General features: G+C 35.5%; 13 protein-coding genes. 8 read left to right on the plus strand and 5 right to left on the minus strand.

Features of this window, described 5'->3' with window-relative positions; genetic code table 11:
* The first annotated feature begins 174 nt into the window (after positions 1 to 174).
* The 3 genes from KUA55_RS03050 (at position 175) to KUA55_RS03060 (ending at position 4040) form a co-directional block, all read left to right on the plus strand.
* On the plus strand, positions 175 to 1074 hold the full coding sequence (locus tag KUA55_RS03050; RefSeq protein WP_218324692.1) for an NAD(P)-dependent oxidoreductase: 900 nt from the start codon (positions 175 to 177) through the stop codon (positions 1072 to 1074).
* A gap of 96 nt (positions 1075 to 1170) precedes the next feature.
* Complete coding sequence (locus tag KUA55_RS03055) at positions 1171 to 2148, plus strand: tRNA dihydrouridine synthase (protein WP_218324693.1); 978 nt, start codon at positions 1171 to 1173, stop codon at positions 2146 to 2148.
* Between the two features lie 122 nt (positions 2149 to 2270).
* Entirely contained in the window at positions 2271 to 4040 is a 1770-nt protein-coding gene (locus KUA55_RS03060) for a 1-deoxy-D-xylulose-5-phosphate synthase (RefSeq protein ID WP_218324694.1), read from the plus strand.
* Positions 4041 to 4079: 39 nt separating this feature from the next.
* Here KUA55_RS03060 and KUA55_RS03065 read toward each other — a convergent pair whose 3' ends face one another.
* A complete protein-coding gene (locus KUA55_RS03065; protein WP_246601356.1) occupies positions 4080 to 4856 on the minus strand; it encodes an SDR family NAD(P)-dependent oxidoreductase in 777 nt (258 codons plus the stop codon).
* A 279-nt stretch (positions 4857 to 5135) separates the two neighbouring features.
* Here KUA55_RS03065 and KUA55_RS03070 point away from each other — a divergent pair, with 279 nt between their 5' ends.
* From KUA55_RS03070 to KUA55_RS03080, 3 genes are read left to right on the plus strand one after another with little or no spacing between them, the layout of a single operon-like run.
* Entirely contained in the window at positions 5136 to 5537 is a 402-nt protein-coding gene (locus KUA55_RS03070) for a YbaN family protein (RefSeq protein ID WP_218324695.1), read from the plus strand.
* Positions 5534 to 7243 carry an ABC transporter ATP-binding protein/permease gene (locus KUA55_RS03075; protein WP_218324696.1) on the plus strand — a complete coding sequence of 570 codons (1710 nt, stop codon included), beginning with the start codon at positions 5534 to 5536 and terminating at the stop codon, positions 7241 to 7243. The genes KUA55_RS03070 and KUA55_RS03075 overlap by 4 nt, the downstream gene beginning before the upstream one ends.
* A complete protein-coding gene (locus KUA55_RS03080; protein WP_218324697.1) occupies positions 7244 to 8899 on the plus strand; it encodes an amino acid ABC transporter ATP-binding/permease protein in 1656 nt (551 codons plus the stop codon).
* Positions 8900 to 8916: 17 nt separating this feature from the next.
* Here KUA55_RS03080 and KUA55_RS03085 read toward each other — a convergent pair whose 3' ends face one another.
* The 3 genes from KUA55_RS03085 to KUA55_RS03095 form a co-directional block, all read right to left on the minus strand.
* On the minus strand, positions 8917 to 9837 hold the full coding sequence (locus tag KUA55_RS03085; RefSeq protein WP_218324698.1) for a LacI family DNA-binding transcriptional regulator: 921 nt from the start codon (positions 9835 to 9837) through the stop codon (positions 8917 to 8919).
* Positions 9837 to 10118 carry a hypothetical protein gene (locus KUA55_RS03090; protein WP_218324699.1) on the minus strand — a complete coding sequence of 94 codons (282 nt, stop codon included), beginning with the start codon at positions 10116 to 10118 and terminating at the stop codon, positions 9837 to 9839. Before KUA55_RS03090 ends, KUA55_RS03085 begins: the two co-directional genes overlap by 1 nt.
* Positions 10119 to 10192: 74 nt before the next feature.
* Positions 10193 to 11077, minus strand: coding sequence for a LysR family transcriptional regulator (locus tag KUA55_RS03095; protein ID WP_218324700.1), 885 nt, complete (start codon positions 11075 to 11077; stop codon positions 10193 to 10195).
* Positions 11078 to 11342: 265 nt separating this feature from the next.
* On the opposite strand from KUA55_RS03095, the gene KUA55_RS03100 reads away from it, so the two are divergent.
* Positions 11343 to 13397: an NAD(P)/FAD-dependent oxidoreductase gene (locus KUA55_RS03100; protein WP_218324701.1), complete on the plus strand. Its 2055-nt coding sequence runs from the start codon at positions 11343 to 11345 to the stop codon at positions 13395 to 13397.
* 37 nt (positions 13398 to 13434) lie between these two features.
* On the opposite strand, the gene KUA55_RS03105 is transcribed toward KUA55_RS03100, so the two are convergent.
* The gene (locus KUA55_RS03105) at positions 13435 to 14298 is read right to left on the minus strand and encodes an SPL family radical SAM protein (protein ID WP_218324702.1); all 864 of its coding nucleotides are present in this window, start codon (positions 14296 to 14298) and stop codon (positions 13435 to 13437) included.
* Between the two features lie 167 nt (positions 14299 to 14465).
* On the opposite strand from KUA55_RS03105, the gene alsS reads away from it, so the two are divergent.
* Entirely contained in the window at positions 14466 to 16124 is a 1659-nt protein-coding gene (gene alsS, locus KUA55_RS03110) for an acetolactate synthase AlsS (protein WP_218324703.1), read from the plus strand.
* The last annotated feature ends 1 nt before the right edge of the window (position 16125 follow it).

Consider the following 16125-nt stretch of genomic DNA (forward strand, 5'->3'; position numbering starts at 1 on the left):
AATAAAAAAGTGACTTTTCATTAGAACAAAGAAATCCGTCGTTAATATTTGTTTTACAAATGTACGTCAAGTCTCAGAGAAATCTGAGGCTTTTTCTTTTTTCTAAATTAGCAATTGATAAATGAAATCGCTATAATGAATACTAACGAAAACAATCCAAATAAGGAGCCCAGAATGACTAAACAGTTCAGAAAAATGGTAGCAATCGAACCAACAAAATTGCTTCCTGAGTGGAATGAAAAATTAAAAGCATATGCGACAGAAAGTATTTTTTATTCGGACATTCCGCAGGATTCGCAAGAGATTATCCGACGAATTGGCGATGCTGATTGTATAATGCTAAGTTTTTCTAGTGAAATAAATCAGGAAGTCTTGGAAGCTTGTCCGCAAATTAGATATATTGGTATGTGTTGCAGTCTTTATGCACCAGAAAATGCGAATGTCGATATTCTAACTGCTGAAAAAATGGGGATCGCAGTTACAGGTGTTCGTGATTATGGCGATGAAGGTGTGAAAGAATATGTGATTAGTGAACTGGTTGGATTATTACAAGGTAATGGTCCTGCGATGTGGAAGAATGATGCGACAGAGCTGACAGGATTAAAAGTTGGCATACTAGGTATGGGAACATTAGGCTCACTTTTAGCAGAAACATTTCGCTTTTTTAATTCAGAAGTTTATTATTACAGCCGAACAAGAAAAATTGAACTAGAAGAAAAATATGATATAAACTATTTGGAATTACAGCAATTATTACCGACAGTGGATATTTTAATCACCAGCTTAAGTAAAAATACAGTGTTGCTTAAAGAGCAAGAATTTCAATTGTTTGGAAACGAGAAGATATTGTTTAACGTATCTCTAACACCTAGTCACGACGATGGAGCAGTTAAGCAGTGGCTTGCGCAACCAGGAAATTTTGTATTGGGTGATACAGCAGCATCGGTAGGTGAAACAATTACAGAATTAGACAACGTATTCGTGAGTAATCGAAATGCGGGCATGACTTCCTTGGCAAAAGAACGGTTAGCAAAAAAAGTCATCCTGAATATCGAAGGCTATTTAGCTGATTAATAATAGTGAAAAATTTCAAACTCAAGTTTTGCTTCTTTCTGTAATTCTTAGTACAATATGAATGTTTTGTAAGCGTAATAGGAGGAAGAATAGATAATGAGCAACAATTTTTGGGCTGATTTACCAAAGCCCTTTTTTATACTAGCACCAATGGAAGATGTGACTGATGTCGTTTTTCGTCATGTAGTCAAGGAGGCTGGCGCACCCGACGTATTTTTTACTGAGTTTACTAATTCAGATAGCTTTTGCCATCCGGAAGGAATCGAAAGTGTTCGTGGACGATTGACTTTTACTGAAGATGAACAACCGATGGTAGCACATATTTGGGGTGATAAACCAGAATTTTTCAAAGAGATGAGTATCAGTCTTGCGGAAATGGGCTTTAGTGGTATTGATTTGAACATGGGTTGTCCGGTGCCAAATGTTGCTGAGAGAGGAAAAGGCAGCGGGCTGATTCTACGACCAGATGTTGCTGCTGAATTAATTCAGGCGGCCAAAGCAGGTGGCTTACCAGTGAGTGTCAAAACACGTATTGGTTTTAATGAAATGGCTGAACTTGAAGCTTGGATCAGTCATTTATTAAAACAAGATATTGCTAATTTGTCGGTTCATTTACGGACAAGAAAAGAAATGAGCAAAGTAGATGCCCATCGGGAAGTGATTCCTCAAATTATTGCTTTACGGGATAAAATTGCGCCCGATACATTGATTACTATTAATGGAGATATTTCAGATCGCCAGATGGGTATAGAGTTAGCTGAAAAGTACGGCGTTGATGGGATAATGATTGGTCGTGGGATTTTCAAGAATCCTTATGCTTTTGAAAAAGAACCACAAAATCATACACCAAAAGAATTGATTGGTTTGCTACAATTACAAATTGATTTACAAGATCAGTTTGCAGAAAAAGTTCCTCGTTCAATCGTTGGTTTACATCGATTCTTCAAAATATATATCAAAGGATTTCCGGGAGCCAATGATTTACGTGTGAAATTGATGAATACAAAATCCACCCAACAAGTCAGAGAAATCTTAGCTGAATTCCAGCAAGAAAGACCAGAAATATTTGCATAATAAGCTTGAGTCTCAGAGGGATCTGAGGCTTTTTCATTTTATTTCAAAATTTTTTTCTTTTTGTGCTTGACTTAAAGTCCACTTTAAGTTGTAGGATGTTCAAGTACGAAAGGGGAAATATCATGTTATTACAAAAAACGTTATTAGAAAAAATTGAAGGACCACAAGATTTAAAAAACTTATCACCTGAAGAATTACTACAAGTGTCAACTGAAGCTCGTCAAGCTTTATTGGAAAAAATTAGCAGTCATGGCGGACACAATGGCCCAAATTTAGGGGTAGTAGAGATGACAGTTGCTTTGCATTATGTTTTTGATTCACCGCGAGACAAATTTATTTTTGATGTTTCTCATCAATCTTATATTCACAAAATGTTGACAGGTCGGATGCAAGCATTTACTGATGCAGCGCATTATGATGATTTTTCTGGTTATACTAATCCAAAAGAAAGTGAGCATGATTTATTTACGGTGGGTCATACTTCTACTTCTTTATCATTAGCTAATGGCGTGGCTAAAGCTCGCGACTTGAAAAATGAAAATAGTAATGTAGTGGCTGTGATTGGTGATGGGTCACTTTCTGGTGGTTTGGCTTATGAAGGTTTAAATAATATTGTTGAACAAGGAACCAACACGATTGTTATTGTTAATGATAATGATCAATCCATCGCTGATAATTTTGGCGGTCTTTATGGCAACTTGAAGGCTCTAAGAGAATCAAACGGTCAAGTAGAAAATAATTTTTTCAAGGCATTAGGCTTTGACTATTACTATTTAAATGATGGAAATGATTTAACAGCTTTAATCAGTTTATTTGAAACGGTGAAAGATGTGAATCATCCAGTTTTATTGCATATTCATACGGTTAAAGGAAAAGGATTTAAATTTGCAGAAGAAAATCGTGAGCAATTTCATGCTGGGGGACCATTTAGTCTGACGACAGGAGAATATCTTGGTAGTGGAAATCATCCCGCCACTTATAGTAGTGTTACAGCAGAATTCTTACTAGAAAAAATGGCGAAGGATCCTAAAATTGTCGCGATTAATGCAGGTACGCCAATGCTTTTATTTAATCAAGCACAGCGTCAACAAGCAGGGAAACAATTTGTTGATGTAGGTATTGCTGAAGAACAGGCAGCAACTATGACAGCTGGTTTAGCAAAAAATGGTGCAAAACCAGTTTGGGCAGTTTATTCAACCTTCATGCAAAGAAGTTATGATCAAATCTCTCATGATTTAGCTTTAAATGATTTACCAGGCACAATTTTAGTTTATGGGGCTTCGGTTAATAGCATGAATGATGAAAGTCATTTGGGCATATTTGACATTCCTTTTCTAAGTCATATTCCTAATTTGGTTTATTTAGCACCCACAAATAAAGAAGAATATTTGGCCATGTTAGATTGGTCACTTGAACAAACCAATCATCCTGTAGCGATTCGAGTACCAGTGGGTGATTTAATTGAGACGGGCAAAAAGGATGTGACTGATTATAGTCAATTATTCAAAAATCAAGTGGTAGCAAAAGGTTCAAAAGTTGCTTTGATTGGTGTGGGGAATTTTTATTCTTTAGCGGAAAAAGTAGCTGCTGACTTAAAAGAAAAACTAGATTTACAGTCTACCTTGATTAATCCAAAATTTATTTCTGGTTTAGATACTGAATTGTTAGATTCCTTAAAAGAAAATCATCAAGTGGTTGTAACATTAGAAGATGGGATTTTAGATGGTGGGTATGGTCAAACAATCGCCAGTTACTTAGGTGATTCTGATTTACACATCCAGAATTATGGATTGGAAAAAGCTTTTCATGATCGGTTTGAAGCGACAGAATTGTTAGCAGATAGTGGGCTGACTACTGATCAGATTGTCCGTAAAATTCTGGCAAAAATATAAGAAAAGGTAGCCAGCTAAAAAGTTGGCTACCTTTTTTGACTAAACGATGGTTGCACCACCGTCAACAGTAATAAATTGACCAGTTACATAACTTGAAGCATCAGATGAGAAGAATAAAAGAGCGCCATTTAATTCTCCTCGTTTACCAGGACGAGAAGCTGGTGTGTTAAAGTTGTATCCTTTTAAGAAATCATCGTTTTTGAATAGGGTGCCTTCTGTCATTTCACTTTCGAAAAGACCAGGACCTACTGAGTTTACAGTGATATTATCTTGCGCATAAGAAGCGGCCATCCCCATTGTTAAGCCACGAACTGCATCTTTTGATGCGTTATAGTTATGGCGCCATAAAACGGGAATTTTATCAGCAATAATTGCGTTCACCGAAGCGATGTTAACAATTTTACCGTATTTAGCTTTGCGCATATGAGGGACCACATATTTACTCATGAAGAATGGACCTTTAACATTGATATTCATCCCGGTATCCCAATCTTTTTCAGAGATATCTTCAACGCCACCACCGATAGCAATTCCGGCATTGTTCAGTAAAATATCAATTTTTCCAAAGGTATCAATAACTTTTTGAACCCCTGCTTTAACTGCTTCTTCGTTTGTTACATCAGTCGGTACAACTAACGCTTTGCGGCCCATTTTTTCAATATCAGCAGCCACTTGTTCTAGTTTTTCTGCACGTCTTGCAAAAAGAGCGACATCCGCACCGTTTTCAGCATAAGCTCTGGCAGCATCTGCACCTAGACCGGAAGATGCTCCTGTTACAATTGCGACTTTCCCTGATAAATTAAACAAATTTGACATAATTGAAACCCCTTTCTATAACAACTATTATTAGTATAACGCAATTGTGAATGTTCTACCAACACAATCATAGTGGCCCCTCAAAAAATAATTTAATCTATTGCATTTTTAAGATCTAAAACAAGCAATTTTATAAAGGTATCTGAATTAAAAAAAGAAAAGCATAAAAAAAATTGTAGAAAAGTGCTAAAAACAAACTTTTTTTGTAAAAAAATACTGATAATGATTCTCAATCATTTTTCTGTGTGTTATACTTAACAAAAAAGTAGGAGTGTTGAGATGAAGAAAGGATTATTTATTTTCTTAGGTAGCATGACCTTTGCATTAGGAACGCTGGGTATTTTTCTACCGTTTTTACCGACAACAGTCTTTTATTTATTAACTGGCTTTTTTTGGTTAAGAAGTTCAGATAAATTGTATCAAAAATTTGTTCAATCTGATAAGTATCAGCGATATGTGAAAAGTCCCATTATTGAAAAGAAGATTACTAATAAAGGTATGATTCGGATGTTCTTGATGATCTTTATTATTTTCTTGATTCCTGGCTTGTTGGTAGACAATACTATCATGCGAATCTCATTAGCAGTTGTCTATATATGTCACGTTATTGGCTTAACTTGGTATTTAAGAGGGAAGAAAGCTCGAAAATTTAAGTCTGAAAAGATAGGTGAACTAGATTGATTGATCAGCGTTTATTTAAATTAACTGAGAAGAAAAATCTGATTAAGCTAGTCTTAGTCAGACTTTTTTCTTTGGCTCTATCTATCATTATGTGGTGGCAAATTGCTGGTAAGCTAGCGAATTACCTCGCTGGAGAGCCAGTCAATTTGTTGCCATTAATTTTGACCTTGATAGCAGTCATTATCTTAAAAGCATTGAGTAACAAGTGGTCAGAGCGCTTAACATATAGAGCTTCGGCAGATTTACGTTTAAAACTGCGTCACCAAGTAATGACAAAAGCCTTTCGTTTAGGGAAAAGTCAAGAGCAATTACCACAAGCAACTTTGGCGCAACTATCTGTTGATGGAATTGAACAGTTAGAAATTTATTATGCGCGTTTTTTACCACAATTATTTTATTGTGTCTTGGCTTCTTTGTTAATTTTTGCTACCTTAGTGCAATTTGCGGTTTTCCCAGCAATTATTTTGTTAATCTGCATGCCACTGATTCCAGTTGTTATCATGAGTGTTATGAAAATTGCTAAAAAGATATTAGATAAATATTGGACCCGTTATACTGACTTGGGCGCAAAATTTCATGAAAACCTAAGTGGCTTAGCAACCTTAAAGGCTTATCATCAAGATGAAGCACGACAAAAAAATGCAAAAGACAGTGCAGAGCAATTCAGAAAAATTACCATGCGATTATTGTCGATGCAATTAAATTCGATTACCGTAATGGATATTATTTCTTATTCTGGTGCGGCATTAGGGATTGGTTTAGCTTTAATCAGTTATCAAAATGGACAAATATCAATCATGGGTGTTTTAATGTTCGTTTTATTAGGAGCTGAATTTTTTATTCCCATGCGTCAGTTAGGTTCATTATTTCATGTAGCAATGAATGGGATCAGTGCTTGTAAAAAACTATTTGATTATTTGGCGTTACCAGAACAGATCTATGGTGAAAAAGATATGAATCATGTCAGTGAAATTCAATTCAAACATGTCGATTTTGGCTATACGGATTATGCGCTGGCTTTAAAAGATGTCTCCCTCGAATTCAAAAAAGGACATTTCACAGCGATAGTGGGCCAATCTGGTTCTGGAAAAAGCACTTTAGTTCAACTGATGCTTCATCGCTTTCAAGATTATCAGGGTCAAATTGTTTGGGATCAATTAGAGTTGCAAGAGCTAAGTCATAAAAGCCTGACGAATTTAAGTACTTTGGTGGATAATAAGGGTTACATTTATCCGATGAGTATTCGTGATAATTTATTATTGGGTAATAAAACAGCCAGTGAAACAGAATTGTGGCGAGTTTTATCAGAGGTTCAATTAATTGATTTTGTAAAAGGTAGACCCTATCAATTAGATGAAATTTTAAATGAAAATGGCAGTGATTTATCTGGAGGTCAGAGACAACGATTGCTATTAGCGCGAGCTTTATTAAAAAAATCTGATGTTTATATTTTTGATGAAATTACCTCAGGTGTTGATTTAGCAAGTGAAGAAATTATTCTAGATTGTTTGAAACAACTGGCACAGAAAAAAATTATTATTTTTATCTCTCATCGTTTATACAATGTACTATCTGCGGATCAAATTTATGTGTTTGAAAATGGAAGAATCGTCGAGGCGGGAACGCCAGAAGAGCTACAAGCCCAAACAGGCTACTTTAATAATTATTTTGCTGAAGAAGTCGAAGTATTTTCGGGAGGGCAATAGATGAAAGAGAAAACAATTATTCGCTGGCTATTATCTTTTGTGTTCAGCGAAAAGAAAAAAGTTGCTTTAGCTGTCCTTTTAGGAATTATTAGCAATTTGGCTGTCATTGCGATTCCAATAGTCGGCGTAATTTCTTTGTTGCGCTTAATTGGTGGCGAAATGTCACAGGGGTTTCGACCATTAATAATCATGGTTTTTTGTGGTGTTTTAAGAGGTGTTTGTCGCTATTTAGAGCAATATTTAAACCATGACATTGCTTTTAGTTTATTGGCAGATATTCGTGATTATATTTTTGCAACAGTTAGAAGATTAGGTCCGGGCAAATTAAGTGGGAAAAATAGTGGTGATTTAGTCACAGCTATTACTTCAGACGTCGAAGCTTTAGAGGTATTTTTTGCCCACACAATTTCTCCAGTGCTGATTGCGACCGGTACCACGATAGTGACTTTTATTTTTTTAGCAAGTTATAATCTATTATTAGCAATAGTTTTGCTGATTGGACAAATTGTCGTTGGTATTTTCATTCCAATATTTGGTTATCGAAAAAGTAGTCAGTTAGGTGATGATTATCAAGCGGCCTTCGTCCAATTAAACCAAAATGTTATGGAAAATGTTGCTAGTCTAACAGATATCGATCAATATCAGCTTGCTTCTGATCGTTTAACCAAACTTGATCAGGCAGGTAAAAAATTAAATCAACAATATGACCGTCGCTTAAAACAAGAAAGCTTTTTAAAAATATTTAGCGAAACAGTTTTATTAATAACGGCTATCGCAATTTTTGTACTAGCCAATCAGCTTCATTTAAGTAGTGAAATAGTTGTAGTCAGTGTGGTATTAAGCTTGAGTTCTTTTGGTCCTGTTCTAGCACTAAGCGGTTTAGGCAGTGCACTGTTGACAACTTTTGCCAGTGGAAGAAGGCTTTATCAACTGACGAATGAAGCAGCAGCAGTTACTTTTCAAAATAGTCAACAAACATTGGCAAATTTTGCAACGGCTGGTTTAACAGATGTATCTTTTTCCTATGATACAAAGGAAGTTTTAAAGGATTTAAGTTTGTCAATTCGTCACGGAGAAATTATCGGAATAGGTGGTGAGAGTGGTAACGGAAAAAGCACGTTAATCAAATTATTGATGCGTTACTGGGATCCTCAAAGTGGCTATTTACAAATGAATCATCATGACTTAAAAACGATCGATGAAACAACTTTGCATCAAATTGAAGGTGTCATGGAACAACAGACTTTTATTTTTGAAGATACTTTAGCGGCTAATATTGCGATTGGAAAAAGTACTGCAACAAATGCTGAAATAAAATTGGCTGCTGAAAAAGCGGCATTGTCAGAATGGATTGAGACTTTGCCAGATGGTTATAATACAGTGATTGGCGGAAACGAACGAACTGTTTCAGATGGTGAGCGACAACGGATTGGGTTGGCGAGATTATTTCTACATGATGCACCATTTTTACTTTTAGATGAACCTACTAGTAACTTGGATTATTTAAATGAGCAAGCCATTTTAAATACTTTAACCTCTGAATTGAAACATAAAACCGTTTTGTTAATTTCTCATCGGGAGACTACTTTAGCTATTACTCAAAAACAATATGAATTAACTAATCATAAACTCAAAATAAAAAACACTAACAGCTGACAAATGTTTGTCAGCTGTTAGCGTTTAATAAAGGTATGGGGATGACGAATTTGCTGAATACTACCTGTATGAAAGAGACGAAAAGCTGTTTCACCACATTCTTTTAAATGGTGGTCCACAGTTGAAAATTGCAAAACTTCACTGACCAATAAATTTTCACGTCCCACCACAATCGGTTTTTTCCCTTTGTGATGCAATAAAATATTGGCAGCTACATCATCGCCGTTAACAACGATCGCCTCGACTGGATGTTTTTCAAAAAAAGCAGCAGCTTGAATGCCATCTTCAGCATCGCAACAATCCCAAAAAATATTTTTTTCATCAAATGTTGGAAAGATTTCGTGGGCAAGTTTTACTGCTAAACGAGAATTCCGACTAATATCGTGACTTCTGCCTAAAGTTAGACCAATTTTTTTCATGCCGAGATCTTTTAAATACAGCATAGTTTCCGAGAGTGACGCCTCTAAATCAATATAAGAAGTTGCTACCGGTAATTCTGCTATATCTTCACAAAAAACAATTGGGCCATATTTCAGGTATTCTTTAAAAACTTTGGTGGGATTGGAGCGACTTGAAATAATCAATCCATCAAAACTTTTTTGTGCAAATTCTTTTAAATAATTCATTTCTAATTCTGGGTCGTGATTTGTTGGCAATAAAGTGACTTTATAGGTATATTTAAAAGCTTCTGACATAATGCCTTTTAACAATTGATTGTAGTATGAGGCATTTAAAAATGGAATTACAACCCCTACATGTTTTGTTTCACCATGGCTTAAATTTTGCGCCAAACGATTAGGGACATAATTTAATTCGTCCATTATTGCTAGCACTTTTTGACGTTTTTCTTCATCTACATAAGGGAATTCATTGATTACCCGAGAGATTGTTGATACTGAATAACCTGTGATTTTAGCAATGTCACGAATCGTTGTCATTATACAGCCTCACTTACCAAATGTTGTTGTAAATATTCTATCACACCAGTGCCGTTTTGATAGAAGAAATAATGTTTATTTTGATAAACAAAGCTGACGCGTTTACCACCAATAAATTCATCGAAATACAAATGTTGTAGTTCTCTTAGAGGGACATCTACCATTAACTCTCGACGAAAACTGTGGGAACTTAAAATACGCAAGAAATTTTTTTCAAAAAATATTTCAACTGCAAAATTTTGGATTTCTGTACCTGATTGAATAGTCATAATCGTGTTCATAAATGATTCCTCCTTTTGATAAATTGAGTATAATTTATGAAACGAGTTTCAATGCAAGCTTTTTGTCAAAATTTTTATAGACGAAATTGATGCCGGCAAAAATCCCAAAATTCTTTTACAATTGGAAGTGGAATTTTATTTTTTCTTGTAGCTAAAAAAATGTTACGGTCAGGCAGAGAATCTTCAATTTCAATCTTCTTCACTTTATAAGAACTAATCGAAGGAATATCTGGCATAATCGCAATCCCAAAGTTATTCTCAACAAATCCAAGAACACTGTGGTCTTCATCTAATTCACAAGCAATCTTAGGGTGAAGATCTAAATCAGTCATTACTTCGTCCAAATAAGTACGCAGACCACTATACTTTGTAAAATAAACCAAAGGATAATTTATGATATCTGCTAAATAGGTCTGTTCCAGTAAAGCAAGAGGATGTTTTTCTGGTACTACCAAAACCAATTTTTCTTGATAAATAATCGAATATTGGATTTCAGAAGATTGTTGCACTTTGGAACAAATCCCCACATCAATGACATCGTCTTTTAACATTTGAATCATTTGGGCCGACGTCCCTTGAAAGAATTCAAATTGAATCAATCCTTCAGGATGTTCTTCAATAAAATCTTTGACAATTTTTGGTGCTACTTTGGATCCCATGGTATAAATGAAGCCAAACTTTATTTCTGTAGTTGTCGGTTTGGCTATTTCCTGTAAAAATTTTTGTCCCTCGCCAATTTCCTTTAAAGAAGGTGCGACGTAACTGTAAAATATTTTTCCGTAACGGGAAAGCTTAATATTTCTGCCCTCTTTTTCAAACAAAGCAATACCTAACTCTTGCTCCAGGCTAGACATCGCATGACTAATATTTGGCTGAGAAGTTTTTAGTTCTTTGGCAGCTTTTGTCATATGTTCCGTCTCTGCTAAAGTTAAAAAATACTCCAATTGTCTTAAATTCATTCTTCCACCTCAATTAATAAATTCTCTTCATCAATTGTATCAGAAAAAATAATGATTTGCTGGGTTATTTGATTAGGAATCAATAAATTTTATTTATTGTTACCATACAAATAAAGCATTAGATTTTATTGATTAAATCTCTTACAATGGTCTTGTAAACGAATTTGTGAAAAATTGTATTTGTTCAAGTGTATTTATAATCGTTGTGAAATCAGTATTTTTAATAATTTTAGTTATTTTTTCTTGAAAAGAAAGGAAGAGTTAGTTGAATAAATATCAAGCTATTTTTGAACCATTAACTATTAAACGGATGACCTTGAAGAATCGGATTGCAATGCCACCGATGGGAACTAATTTTGCGAATCAAAATGGTAGTTTTAATGATAAGCATTATTCATATTATGAACAAAGAGCAAAAGGTGGAACCGGCCTAATTATTTTAGAAAATGTTTGTTTCGATTATCCAATGGGGACCAACGGAACCACTCAATTAAGAATGGACAATGACCAATTTATTCCTGGATTATGGGAATTTAACGAAAGAATGCATGCTTATGGCACAAAAACCTGTGTACAAATTAACCATGCTGGTGCTTCAGCTTATGGTTTACGTTTGAACGGCGTTCAACCAGTTTCTGCTTCTAATATTCCAAGTAAAACAGGAAATACCGTTCCTCGTCCATTAACTAAAGAAGAAATTTATGAAATTATAGCGAAATATGGTGAGGCTGCCAATCGTGCCCAACGTGCTGGTTTTGATAGTGTTGAAATCCATGCCGGACACTCTTATTTATTGAGTCAATTTCTTTCTCCTATTTATAACAAACGGACTGACGAATTTGGTGGGACACCAGAAAATCGTGCGCGCTTTACTAAATTAGTAATCGAAGCTGTTCGTCAAGCAGTTGGACCATTTTTCCCAATTTTCTTGCGAATCAGTGCGGATGAAATGTTACCAAATGGTAATACATTAGAAGATTCCATTGAATTATTGAACTTTATTGCAGAAGATGTAGATGTAATCGATGTGTCCGCTGCTTTAAATGATTCATTACAATATCAAATTGATAAAATGAATTTACCTGATGGTTGGAGAAGTTATATGGCTAAAGCCGTCAAAGAAAAATTCCCAGAAAAAATAATCGCAACTTCTGGAAATATTCGTGATCCAAAAAGAGCAACTGAAATTTTAGAAAATGGCGATGCAGATATTTTACACATGGGTCGTGGTTTAATAGCTGAACCAAATTGGGCTAATAAGGTTGAAAATGGACAAGAAGCCTTACTTAGAAAATGTATTTCGTGTAACATTGGTTGTGCCGATCATCGAATTGCTAAATCTCGACCACTACGTTGTACTGTTAATCCAGATGTATATTACGAAGATGCTTATAAAGAAGATCAAATTAAAAATCCAATCAAGATGGTCGTTGTCGGTGGTGGAACGACTGCTTTAGAAGCTGCCAACACAGCTGCTGAAATTGGTGCTGAAGTCTCATTATATGAAGAAAAAAATTATCTAGGTGGCTTGGCTCACGAAATTGCACGCTTCCCAGACAAAAAAAGAATCGATGATTTTGTTGAATATTTAGAAAATCGTACGACAGAAAACAATATCACTGTTCATTTGAATCAACGTTTTGGTTTAAATGATCTAGCGAATGAAAAACCAGATATTATCGTTAATGCAACTGGTGCGAAACCATTATTACCACCAATCAAAGGATTGCACGATGAACTTGCCAAAGACAATCGTAAAGTCTTTACTATCTTTGATATCTTAGGGGATTTAGCTAAGTTTGATACTTTTGAAGGTGAAGAAATCGTTGTTATTGGTGGCGGTGCTGTCGGGCTTGACGTGGTTGAGTATTACGCTGAACGTGGTGCTAGAAAAGTTTCTATCGTGGAAATGCAAGGAACTGTAGGAAAAGATTTGGATATGATTACCCGTCTAGCAATGATGGAGGTCATTGAAAAATATGATGTCGAAGTTCATACAGATACAACACTATTAGAAGTTCGTGGTGACAATTTCTTAGTAAAAATGCCGAATGGTGAAGAGAGAGAATTACCATTTACTAAAGGTTTTGTTGCCTTAGGTATGAAAGCAGATGCACCATTAGAAAATGATTTTGTTACTTATGCTAATGAAAATAATGCAACTTACTTAAATCTTGGCGACAGCAAACAAGCACGTCGGATTTATGAAGGTTCACAAGAAGCAAGAGCCAATATTTTAACTGCTGTTCACGGAAAAGATCGCCAACTAACAGCTACAGTTGTCCACAGAAAAAATCGTCAACTAGCAGCTACAGTTTAATAGAAAAGAGGTGGAGACTTGATCTCCACCTCTTTTTTTAGAATAAAGATAATTGTTCATCCTTTGTTTCAAACTGCTGCAAGTAATCAAAAACCTCTTCTGTACGCCAAAGTATTCCAGCATTTTGGCAAGTCTCGATAAAATAGGTCATCAATTTCTGATGATGTGGACTATTACAGACATACTGTTCGCCAAACGCCCCTCGGTATTTGTCTTTCATTCCAGGAAACAAACGATCCAACATCTGATAAAAATACTCCCGGTTTCCACTCCGCATTGTGACTCCAAAACCAAAACAAACAATACCTTTTACATTCACTTCTATGCACGCTGCTAATAACGCCACCAAATTTTCCATAGAATCATTAATAAAAGGCAGAATTGGTCCCAACCACACAACTGTCGGAATATATCTTTTTTGTGCTTCTTTTAAAACTTCAATTCGGTCCTTTGTACCTGAAACATTTGGTTCAAGCTTTTTACATAGTTCTTCATTGAAGGTCGTGAGAGTTATTTGAATAACTGCTTTTGTTTGTTGATTTATTTCTTCTAATAAATCAATATCAGCTAAAATCTGATTGGATTTTGTTAAAATACTAACACCGAAGCCATATTTTTTTATCAATTCTAGTGCGCCGTGGGTTAACTGTAATTTTTTTTCAATTGGCATATAGGGGTCGGTCATGGCCCCAGTTCCAATCATAGCTGGCTTTCTTTTTTTTCTTAGTTCATTTTCTAAAATAAGTAGGGCATCCGATTTTACTTGAATATCTTCAAAGACGTGATCAAATTGATAGCAGTCGCTGCGACTGTCACAATAAATACAGCCATGAGTGCAACCGCGATACAAATTTAAATGGTTTTTAGGAGATAAAATAGTTTTATAAGTTTTAAAATGCATGTCGACCTCCAGAACATATGTTTGTATCTATTTTATCTTAAACTTAACGAGAAAACAAACTAAAAATTATATAACAAAAAATATCGGTGTTTCATTGTTGATATATATAAGTTTAAGTGGTATTATTCATAGTGTTAATAATACAGATTTTTAGGAGATGTATAACAGTGGCGAAAAAAGGATCAGAAATTATTGTTAAAAGTTTGGAAAATCATCAAGTTCCTTATATTTTTGGTATTCCAGGTGCGAAGATTGATGGTGTTTTCGATGAATTAGAAGATCATGGACCGCAATTAATTTTAGCACGGCATGAACAAAATGCAGCCTTTATGGCACAGGCAATCGGGCGATTGACTGGTGAACCAGGGGTAGTGATTGCTACCAGTGGTCCTGGAGCGAGTAATTTAGCAACAGGCTTGGTGACTGCAACAGCTGAAGGAGATCCTGTTTTAGCTTTAGCTGGTCAAGTCAAGCGATCAGATTTAGCAAAATTAACCCATCAAAGCATGGACAACGCTGCGTTATTCGAACCTATTACTAAATATAGTACCGAAATTCAAGATCCAGAAACATTATCGGAAATTATCGCGAATGGCTATCGGATTGCAAAAACTGCTAAAAAGGGAGCAAGCTTTCTTTCTATTCCTCAAGATGTCACAGATGGAGAAGTTAATGGGGAAGCAATTAAGCCACTAGCGACACCAAAACTAGGAGCAGCTTCCAAAAAAGAAATTGGAGACTTAGTCGAAAGAATTAAAGCTGCCAAATTACCAGTCTTGTTAGTTGGTATGCGTGCGTCAGCAGAAGCCGAAACAGCTGCAATTCGTCACTTAATCGCAAAAACACATTTACCAGTAGTAGAAACTTTCCAAGGCGCTGGAATTATTTCACGTCAATTGGAAGATGACTTCTTTGGTCGGGTGGGTTTATTTAGAAATCAACCAGGCGATATGTTGTTGAAACGAAGTGATTTAGTTTTGGCGATTGGCTATGATCCGATCGAATATGAAGCTCGAAACTGGAATGCTGAAAAAGATGCCCATGTGGTTGTGATTGATGAAGTTCAAATGGAAATTGACCAATTTATGCAACCAGAATTGGAATTAATTGGAAGTATTGCACAAAATATTGATTATTTGGCAGATGCTTTTAAAGAACCTTATCACTTACCAAAAGATTCATTAGATTATCTAGCAACATTACAAGAAAAGTTGAAAATAGATGACAAAAATCAAGAAAGAGGGCAAGATGGAGTTGTACACCCATTGGAAGCCATTAATGTTTTACAAAAAAATGTGACTGACGAAATGACAGTAACTGTTGATGTTGGGAGTCATTACATTTGGATGGCACGTCACTTTAGAAGCTATGAACCAAGGCGTTTGCTATTTTCTAACGGGATGCAAACATTAGGTGTCGCTTTACCTTGGGCAATTTCAGCTGCTTTAGTGCGACCAAATACGCAAATATTTTCAATTTCAGGTGATGGAGGATTTTTATTTTCAGCTCAAGAGTTGGAAACAGCAGTTCGTTTGAAGTCAAAAATTATTCATATTATTTGGAATGATGGCGCCTATAACATGGTGGAATTTCAAGAAGAAATGAAGTATGATCGATCTTCTGGTGTTAAATTTGGTCCAGTTGATTTTGTAAAATATGCGGAAAGTTTTGGCGCAAAAGGATTGCGAGCAACTACAGCTGAAGAGTTAGACGCAGCAATTAAAGAAGGAATGGACACAGAAGGACCAGTAATTATTGATGTGCCAATTGATTATTCGGATAACCAAGAATTAGGCAAAACAATGTTGCCAGATCAATTTTATTAAG

It is taken from the genome of Enterococcus alishanensis, assembly GCF_019218635.1.
GTDB classification, from domain to species: Bacteria; Bacillota; Bacilli; order Lactobacillales; family Enterococcaceae; genus Enterococcus_A; species Enterococcus_A alishanensis.

Coding starts and splice junctions, on each gene's coding strand:
- KUA55_RS03090 (WP_218324699.1), bottom strand. CDS start 10,118: ATGAACACGATTATGACTATTCAATCAGGTACAGAAATCCAAAATTTT.
- KUA55_RS03095 (WP_218324700.1), bottom strand. CDS start 11,077: ATGAATTTAAGACAATTGGAGTATTTTTTAACTTTAGCAGAGACGGAA.
- KUA55_RS03085 (WP_218324698.1), bottom strand. CDS start 9,837: ATGACAACGATTCGTGACATTGCTAAAATCACAGGTTATTCAGTATCA.
- KUA55_RS03050 (WP_218324692.1), top strand. CDS start 175: ATGACTAAACAGTTCAGAAAAATGGTAGCAATCGAACCAACAAAATTG.
- KUA55_RS03060 (WP_218324694.1), top strand. CDS start 2,271: ATGTTATTACAAAAAACGTTATTAGAAAAAATTGAAGGACCACAAGAT.
- KUA55_RS03070 (WP_218324695.1), top strand. CDS start 5,136: ATGAAGAAAGGATTATTTATTTTCTTAGGTAGCATGACCTTTGCATTA.
- KUA55_RS03105 (WP_218324702.1), bottom strand. CDS start 14,298: ATGCATTTTAAAACTTATAAAACTATTTTATCTCCTAAAAACCATTTA.
- KUA55_RS03065 (WP_246601356.1), bottom strand. CDS start 4,856: ATGTCAAATTTGTTTAATTTATCAGGGAAAGTCGCAATTGTAACAGGA.
- KUA55_RS03055 (WP_218324693.1), top strand. CDS start 1,171: ATGAGCAACAATTTTTGGGCTGATTTACCAAAGCCCTTTTTTATACTA.
- KUA55_RS03080 (WP_218324697.1), top strand. CDS start 7,244: ATGAAAGAGAAAACAATTATTCGCTGGCTATTATCTTTTGTGTTCAGC.